The following is a 7,756-nucleotide window of genomic DNA, read 5'->3' as shown; positions in this document are numbered from 1 at the left end:
GATAAGAGTAAGCACTAGAGTCCTTGGAAATCAAGTCCGAAAGCTGGACCAATCTTGTGAAGTAAAGTAATAAAMMTGATTATGWTCGGAAATGCTGTTGGATTGGAAAGCTCCAAGATGATGGCCTTGCCTCCCGGTTTGAGGACCCTATGTATTTCTGAAAGTCCCTTCTCCAAGTTTTCGAAGTTCCGCACCCCAAACGCTACAGTCACTGCATCAAAACTGCTGTCGGCAAACTGCAGATTTTCGGAATCGCCAAGCTGCACTTCAAATTACTTCCTGCAACCCTTTTCTGGATTTTCTCCTTAGCAATATCCAACATGCCCTGCGAAATGTCTACACCTACCACCTTTTTAGGCTTCAGAATCTGTATGGACTCTATCGCAAAGTCTCCCGTACCCGTAGCTACATCCAATATATACTGGGGCTTTATAGACTGTAGAAGCCTAATGGCTTTCTTTCTCCAGATCACATCGATACGCATGGTCATCAGCCTGTTCAACAAATCATAACGCTTGGAAATGTTGTTGAACATATCCGCTACCTGCTCCTTCTTACCTCCGTCTTTCGACTTATATGGTTTTAATGTTGACGCTTCATTGTTTGACATAAGACAAATATATGTATATATTTTTTATGCAGGGTAAAAAGCTAATTTTTAAGCCTTTCTTCACCTGTAAAACGCTAACCTATTGATAATGAAACTCTAACTTAAAATTAACCTCAAAAGCGATTAAAACAACAACCAATTTCAAGTTATTAACACTACAGGAAGTTTTCCACATAAAATTACCCCTCTGAAAATCAGTGCAATTAACAATTAACTAACACTTATTCCACACTTGATGTGAATAATAACTCGTTATATCATAGGACAGAATGCATTATTCATTTTTTACATAAATTGATATGTGAACAACTAAAAAAGAAGATTATGGACTTATTTATTACTTTTGTTTTACAATGCTAAGAGGGCTCTACCAAAGAGTCTTGTAATATTGAAAATCAAAATCAGACAAAGGGATAATGGAGCAAGAATTTTCGGGTCAAAACACCAACTTTAACAGAGCTAATTTCAACAAAAAACGCACTAGTCTTAACAATCTGGTTAGTGGTCTTGGCAAGCTTCCACCACAAGCGGTGGACCTTGAAGAAGCTGTGCTGGGCGCGTTAATGTTAGAAAAGAATGCCTTAAGTGAGGTTATTGACATCTTGAAGCCTGAATCTTTCTATAAAGAGGCACATCAGAAAATTTTTGAAGCCATTTATTCTTTGTTCCAAAAAACCTACTCCAATCGATATTCTAACCGTAACGGCAGAGTTGCGAAAGATGGGAGCCCTAGAGATGGTCGGTGGTGCTTACTATATCACACAGCTCACGGACCGGGTTGTTTCCGCTGCCAATATAGAATATCACGCCCGTATTATTTCACAAAAGTATATTCAGCGTGAACTTATCCGTGTTTCTACGGAGATTATCAATGCGGCGTACGATGAGACCTCAGATATCTTCGACCTGTTGGATCACGCTGAAAAAAGCCTGTTCGACATTGCGCAAAACAATCTGCGTAGAGACTCCCGCAAGATGGATGACATCATGCGCGAAGCTATTTCTAACTTAGAGATGCTGCGTGACCGTACTGACGGCCTTACCGGTATCCCTTCGGGATTGACAGCCTTGGACCGTATGACTTCCGGATGGCAACCTTCGGATTTGGTCATCATTGCGGCTCGTCCCGCCATGGGTAAGACAGCCTTCGTATTGTCTGTAGCACGAAATGCCGCCGTAGACCACAACTGCCCAGTAGTAATCTTCTCACTGGAAATGTCTTCCGTACAGTTGGTAAACCGTCTTATCGCCGGAGAAACAGAAATCGAACAGGAAAAACTTAAAAAAGGAAATCTGGCAGACCACGAGTGGCAACAGCTTCACTCCCGTATCGGTCGATTGACAGAAGCACCTATCATCATTGATGATACGCCGGCACTCAATATTTTCGAATTCCGCGCAAAATGTCGTCGTCTGAAGGCTCAGCACGACATACAGATGATTATTGTCGACTACTTGCAGTTGATGCAAGGAAAGAACGACGGAAAAGGTGGCGGTAACCGAGAGCAGGAAATCGGTAGTATCTCCCGCGCATTGAAATCGGTAGCCAAAGAGCTGAACGTCCCAGTACTAGCTCTTTCTCAGTTGAGCCGCGCCGTAGAGTCTCGTCCTGGAAACAGCAAAAGACCTATGCTTTCCGACCTGCGTGAATCAGGATCTATCGAGCAGGACGCCGACATGGTGCTGTTCCTCTACAGACCGGAATACTACGGCTTGGTGGAAGACGAAGAAGGGCGTCCTACCGCAGGTGTAGGTGAGGTAATCATCGCTAAACACCGTAACGGTGAAACGGGTATAGTTCCTCTTAAGTTTGTCGGCAAATATGTTAAGTTTACCGATCTGGAAGAAAATTTTGGTATGGGAGATGATTCCTTCGGCGGCGGATTTGGCAGTTCGGCCATGTCTCCTTCAGCATCATTTGACGACTTTATGGGTTCGGGAGGTATCACTATGCCTTCCCGCATGAACGACATGCCGGACGATGCTCCTTTCTAATGGTAAGAAAAGAACGCTATAATCCAAAGCCCTCTGTCTTATGACGAAGGGCTTTTTAGTTTCTTACATCTTTATTAAATTGGCTATAAAAAATATGCTCAATCTCATCACCAACCAACAAATGCGCCAAGCTGACACCTATACCTGTCAGCACCTAAATATAGAGTCCGTCGAATTAATGGAGCAGGCGGCGAAGGCTTTTGTAGAGTTATTTATTAAGTACAGCCTCTCTGACAAAGAGATATCCATTGTTGCAGGAAAAGGTAATAATGGCGGTGACGGACTAGCCATAGCGCGACTATTACATGAGAAAGGGTAACAAACATATCAAAGTTTATATTTTAGAAAAATTCAACTCGGCATCCAAAGATTTTTCCATAAACCTCGAAAAACTTCAAACATTAAACATCCCTATTGTCTATTGCTATTCATTGCATGATCTTCCATCAACCTTTGATGTTGTCGTAGACGCCGTATTGGGCTCCGGATTTAATAGAGCATTAGATAGCTTCTTCGCGGCTGTTTTCCGACATATCAATGAGAGTAGCAACTTCATCGTTTCGGTGGATGTACCTTCAGGCTGTCCTGCCGACACTTTCGACATTGAAAGTTACGACGGCATACATGCCCATCTGACGATATGCTTCCAACGACCAAAACTCTTTTTTACACTCCCCGAATCGCACAAGGTGACAGACGATTTCAAAACTGTCTCTATAGGACTATGTGAAGACTATCTGCAGTCTATTCCTTCCGATTATTTTTGGATTGATAAAGGGTACGTTACAGCGCTGTTACCTTGCCGGAAGAAATTCTCCCATAAAGGAAGTTATGGACATGTGTTGGTGTATTCCGGTGCCAAGACCATGCGTGGTGCCAGTCTTCTCGCCTCCAAAGCGGCAGTAAAAATGGGGGCAGGACGGACAACACTGTTGACAGACGCCGAATTCTTTCCTTTTGCCAATGTCTTTCTGCCAGAGTTGATGACAGCAGATATCGGGAGACTAAACGACTTGAATTTCGATAAGTTTTCGGCCATAGCAATAGGTCCCGGTTTAGGAATTTCAGAAACCTCACGCGAACATGTTCTACGTTTGTTGAAGCTAAAGAATCCTTTGGTGTTGGACGCCGACGCATTGAATGTGTTGAGCAAGGAAGACCTAAGCGGACACCCCCATCTGGTGATAACGCCTCACATGAATGAGTTTGACCGCCTCTTTGGTAAACATAAAACCTGGTATGAACGTCTACAATCCGCCAAATCCTTTGCTCAAGAAAATGGAATAGTCATTGTCTTGAAGAATCAATATACCTTTATCTGCACACCGCAGGGAAAAGTGTTTATAAATTCTACCGGCAATCCCGCTATGGCGCAGGGCGGTATGGGAGATGTACTGACAGGATGTATTACCGCGCTATTAGCGAGAGGGTTAAAGCCTGAAGAGGCGGCAGTGGCAGGATGCTACATCCACGGCTTCACGGCCGATCTGCTAGCAGAACAACATGAGGTAGTATCCCCTTCTTTGTTGACGGACAACTTGTCCAAAGCTATTTCCTTACTGAAAAGCGGCCCTCATAACATAAACTAAAGAGGCTTTTTATCATACACATACAGATCAAAAGCCTCTTTTATTATAACTCTTATAATTGGTGGAATTTATTTCTCTACATACACACGATCCCTCTCATAGGTGGCAATATGACGTTCCTTCTTAGGAAGATAAATATCCTCCAACGTAATCAAAATACCCGTTTCTTCCACCTCACCAAACTCATCGTTCAGCGCTGTACCGAAAGTCATCATCGTAGGCGACAGATTCATATAGGTATTGATAAGGGGAGGAATATTCTCTCCTAAGTCGCGAACATGCCTGTTAAGGATTTTATATCCTTCTTTATACGGTAGTCCATCAAAAATACCCTTGTATTTAGAAATATCTGTTTTATAGCCTATTTCCAGATGCTTCTTAGGTTTCACCAAATTTTTGCGATCAGGGAAATAACATTCCATGAAATACATCAATAAATCCCTTGCTTCCGCATTAAAGTGAGGATACATGGTCACCTTTCCAAACAAATACTTGATATCCGAGTTGATTACTACCAATGCTCCCAAACCATCCCAAAGATTGTCCAAGGAAAACAACCCTTTACGGTTGTCCACAGAAGGTTGATAGCGCGGTTGTACCCACGATCTACCCAACTCTATGGTATAAGGTAGATAATCTCTGTTAAACTCATCGGAAAAGTCAAAATAATGCGATGTGGAAAGATGTATGTTCCCGTCTTTGTCTATGGCTTCATCACAACGGATAATACGATAGCCAGCAATGATTTCTTCATCCTCAGGATTCCATGCAATAAGCTGATCGTAATTATGTTCACAAGTATCGTTTTCGTCGATATCCAATGCTAATCCTGTGCCGCCACCTGCAGCCCTAAATGTGATTTCACGCAGACGACCTATCTCACGCATAATATTTGGCGCCGTATGATAATTAACCAAATACACCTCGTTATTACCGTTGTTAGTATAACGTAAGAATGCTTCTTTGGTCAACTCTGCCTTAATCAGTTCTCTCTCTACTGGAGGTATTATTTCTTCCATAAAATTATTTCTGCGTCTTCAATCCGTACACCAACTGCTTCACTTCGGCAGCCCATTGTTTTTCATTTCTTGAGTTATCAAACATCGTATAAGGGATGCGTTTTCCAACGCGAATGGTAACGCGCTGGTTACGCTGTGAGAAAAACTCATCTACAAGATACAACATCTCGATATTGAACTTTATTCCTAACTTATTTCTCCAATTGGATAAGTTATAGAAAAAGTTAGAATTCTTCCTTCAATATAAACAGGGATAATGTCTTTTTTATATTTTTTTGCTTTGGAGATAAAACTTTTTTTCCATTCCAAGTCCACGATCTGCCCATTGATCTTGCGGGACACCAGTCCTGCTGGAAAGACCAGCAGTGCCTGATCGGCAGCGTAAGCTTCTTCTACGGCGGAAGCTACACTCTTATTCTGCCCTCCTACTTTGTTGACTCCGACAAACAGCGGCTCCAAGTTAACCACATTCATCAGAAGATCATTTACTAGGAATTTGACATCTTTACGTACTCTACCTATTGCCTGCATAAAGGCGATACCATCCATCCCGCCAAGAGGATGATTAGACGCAAAGATTACACTGTCTTCTTTAGGGATATTTTCCTCTCCTTCTAATACAACATCTACACCTAAATGTTTGATTAAAGCATCAACAAAATCTAAGCCTTTCAAATCCCTGTACCTATACATGATGTCGTTGATTTCATCTTCATGTATAGTGCGCTCTAAGTATTTAAGCAGAGGCCCCGGAATCCATTTAGCCAGCTTGGGACTTTTCTTGCGGATAACCTCTCTAACCTGAATAAACTTCTTTGTGCCTTCCACCATATAATTAAGACTAGCCTGTCGAAAGTGTCGACAAGACTATCCGTGTAAAAATAAAAAATATTGCACGAATTCAGATAAATTTTGCAAATATTATTCATTTAAGCTTGTTTTTTGCATATTTTTTTCGAATATTTATTTATATTCTATTCGAGGGTTGGTTCTTAAAGAAGAGGAGTGAAAATGTTCATAGGACAATACATATCTACTGAATATCACGAGGTTTTACCATCGGACACTATAGATTTTGCCCTACAGAAAATGAGCGAATATTACCTTCACCAGCTTGCTGTCGTGAAGGATCGCGTTTTTTATGGTATTGTGACCGAAGAAGAGCTCCTCGATCAGATGGACTCTTCCCTCCCGTTGGACAATGTTCCTATGCTTTATAAACCTATCTTCCTGTTCGACTATCAGCATATATACGATGCTCTGCATAACATGGCAGCCTATGGATACTGCTTCCTTCCTATTCTCAACAAAAACCACGAGTATCTTGGCGTGCTGACCAAACAGAAACTTATTGAAGCGATAAATACCTTGTTCGGTAACGAAGAGGGCGCTATCATTGTGCTGGAACTAGGTATACGCGATAATGCTTTATCTCATGTCGCGCGAATCATAGAATCCGAAAACGTGAGCATCCTCAGCACGGCCGTACATCAGATTCCGGACAGTTCCAAGCTGGAAATGACAATAAAAGTCAATAAAACCAATATTTCAAGTGTTATTTCTTCGTTGTGGCGCAACGACTATGTTGTAAAGGCTACATTTCGTGATGGTGGTTCCCAATCTGATTTACAAGAAAGATACGACCTTTTGATGAATTATTTAGATTTATAATCAAATCTTCGCACCTTTGTAATAGGATATCAAAATATTGCTGGAATGCAACATCGTAAAATCGCCATCTTCGGAAGAGTCTTTAGCTCTTCTGTTACGCCTTACATAGAAAATCTATTTGATTACTTACATAATCAATCTATTGACGTCATCGTACATCGGGACTTCTATGCCTATCTGCAAGATACCGTACAATGTCCTTCAGGCTTGGCGACCTTCAGCAATAACAAAGACTTACCAAGAGATATAGACTTCCTGCTATGTCTTGGGGGTGATGGCACCATGCTGGCTGCTGTATCCATCATCCGCGACTCAGGAATTCCGGTGGCGGGTATCAACTTCGGTCGTCTAGGTTTCTTGGCTAATATCCCCAAGGACCGCATACAGGAAGCTCTGCAAAAGATTATGCAGGGCGAGTTCAGTATACAGAAAAGAAAGCTACTCTGTGTGGAAAGCCCACAGAAGACACTTTTCGACAGCGAAAACTTCGCCCTGAACGACATCACCGTCTTCCGTTATGACTCTTCTTCCATGATTACGGTCGAAGCCCACATCAATGGAGAGCTGCTCAACTCCTATTGGGCAGACGGGCTTATTATCGCCACACCTACAGGCTCCACCGCCTACTCGCTGAGTTGCGGCGGACCTATCATCATGCCGGGTAGTGACAACTTTGTTATCACCCCTATCTCTCCGCATAACCTCAATGTCCGTCCTATCGTTGTCTCTTCCGACATGCAGCTTTCCCTAAAAATCGAAAGCCGTACAGAAAAATTTATCCTCAGCTGTGACTACCAAAAGCGAAACCTTGTCCACTGATGTTCAGCTGACCATATGCAAGGCTTCCTTTCGAAAATCAACCTTATACAGCT

7 protein-coding genes and 2 pseudogenes are annotated in these 7,756 nt (G+C 42.3%); 5 read left to right on the top strand and 4 right to left on the bottom strand.

From position 1 onward, the window contains the following. Positions 1-14: 14 nt before the first annotated feature. Together SD31_RS21040 and SD31_RS13470 are read right to left on the bottom strand one after the other, a co-directional pair. Entirely contained in the window at positions 15-212 is a 198-nt protein-coding gene (locus SD31_RS21040) for a class I SAM-dependent methyltransferase (protein WP_052259074.1), read from the bottom strand. Then, positions 209-610, bottom strand: a complete 402-nt coding sequence (locus tag SD31_RS13470) for a class I SAM-dependent methyltransferase (RefSeq protein ID WP_052259073.1) — start codon at positions 608-610, stop codon at positions 209-211. The genes SD31_RS21040 and SD31_RS13470 overlap by 4 nt, the downstream gene beginning before the upstream one ends. 416 nt (positions 611-1,026) lie before the next feature. Here SD31_RS13470 and dnaB point away from each other — a divergent pair. The 3 genes and pseudogenes from dnaB (at position 1,027) to SD31_RS13460 (ending at position 4,194) form a co-directional block, all read left to right on the top strand. Further along, positions 1,027-2,605 (top strand): annotated as a pseudogene (dnaB, locus tag SD31_RS13465) (replicative DNA helicase). A 94-nt stretch (positions 2,606-2,699) separates the two neighbouring features. Further along, positions 2,700-2,924 carry an NAD(P)H-hydrate epimerase gene (locus tag SD31_RS15680; protein WP_197053731.1) on the top strand — a complete coding sequence of 75 codons (225 nt, stop codon included), beginning with the start codon at positions 2,700-2,702 and terminating at the stop codon, positions 2,922-2,924. Beyond that, positions 2,911-4,194 (top strand): NAD(P)H-hydrate dehydratase, encoded by a 1,284-nt coding sequence (locus tag SD31_RS13460; RefSeq protein ID WP_052259071.1) that lies wholly within the window; start codon positions 2,911-2,913, stop codon positions 4,192-4,194. The genes SD31_RS15680 and SD31_RS13460 overlap by 14 nt, the downstream gene beginning before the upstream one ends. 68 nt (positions 4,195-4,262) lie before the next feature. On the opposite strand, the gene SD31_RS13455 is transcribed toward SD31_RS13460, so the two are convergent. Continuing rightward, positions 4,263-5,213, bottom strand: coding sequence for a GNAT family N-acetyltransferase (locus tag SD31_RS13455; protein WP_039054504.1), 951 nt, complete (start codon positions 5,211-5,213; stop codon positions 4,263-4,265). Between the two features lie 4 nt (positions 5,214-5,217). After that, positions 5,218-6,044: pseudogene (locus tag SD31_RS13450) on the bottom strand (1-acyl-sn-glycerol-3-phosphate acyltransferase). A 180-nt stretch (positions 6,045-6,224) separates the two neighbouring features. Between SD31_RS13450 and SD31_RS13445 the strand changes: the two are divergent. Together SD31_RS13445 and SD31_RS13440 are read left to right on the top strand one after the other, a co-directional pair. Then, positions 6,225-6,884: a CBS domain-containing protein gene (locus SD31_RS13445; protein ID WP_039054503.1), complete on the top strand. Its 660-nt coding sequence runs from the start codon at positions 6,225-6,227 to the stop codon at positions 6,882-6,884. Positions 6,885-6,929: 45 nt separating this feature from the next. Further along, the gene (locus tag SD31_RS13440) at positions 6,930-7,703 is read left to right on the top strand and encodes an NAD kinase (RefSeq protein WP_052259070.1); all 774 of its coding nucleotides are present in this window, start codon (positions 6,930-6,932) and stop codon (positions 7,701-7,703) included. Positions 7,704-7,756 lie beyond the last annotated feature (53 nt).

This window comes from Sphingobacterium sp. T2, assembly GCF_000814685.1.
Lineage (GTDB): Bacteria > Bacteroidota > Bacteroidia > Sphingobacteriales > Sphingobacteriaceae > Sphingobacterium > Sphingobacterium thermophilum.
The sequence above is the reverse complement of the archived record's forward strand: the minus strand, read 5'-3'. Positions and strand labels throughout refer to the sequence as shown.

What these genes read in the sequence shown, in the direction of transcription:
- SD31_RS13470 (WP_052259073.1), bottom strand. Translation starts at nt 610, where the DNA reads ATGTCAAACAATGAAGCGTCAACATTAAAACCATATAAGTCGAAAGAC.
- SD31_RS15680 (WP_197053731.1), top strand. Translation starts at nt 2,700, where the DNA reads ATGCTCAATCTCATCACCAACCAACAAATGCGCCAAGCTGACACCTAT.
- SD31_RS13460 (WP_052259071.1), top strand. Translation starts at nt 2,911, where the DNA reads ATGAGAAAGGGTAACAAACATATCAAAGTTTATATTTTAGAAAAATTC.
- SD31_RS13455 (WP_039054504.1), bottom strand. Translation starts at nt 5,213, where the DNA reads ATGGAAGAAATAATACCTCCAGTAGAGAGAGAACTGATTAAGGCAGAG.
- SD31_RS13445 (WP_039054503.1), top strand. Translation starts at nt 6,225, where the DNA reads ATGTTCATAGGACAATACATATCTACTGAATATCACGAGGTTTTACCA.
- SD31_RS13440 (WP_052259070.1), top strand. Translation starts at nt 6,930, where the DNA reads ATGCAACATCGTAAAATCGCCATCTTCGGAAGAGTCTTTAGCTCTTCT.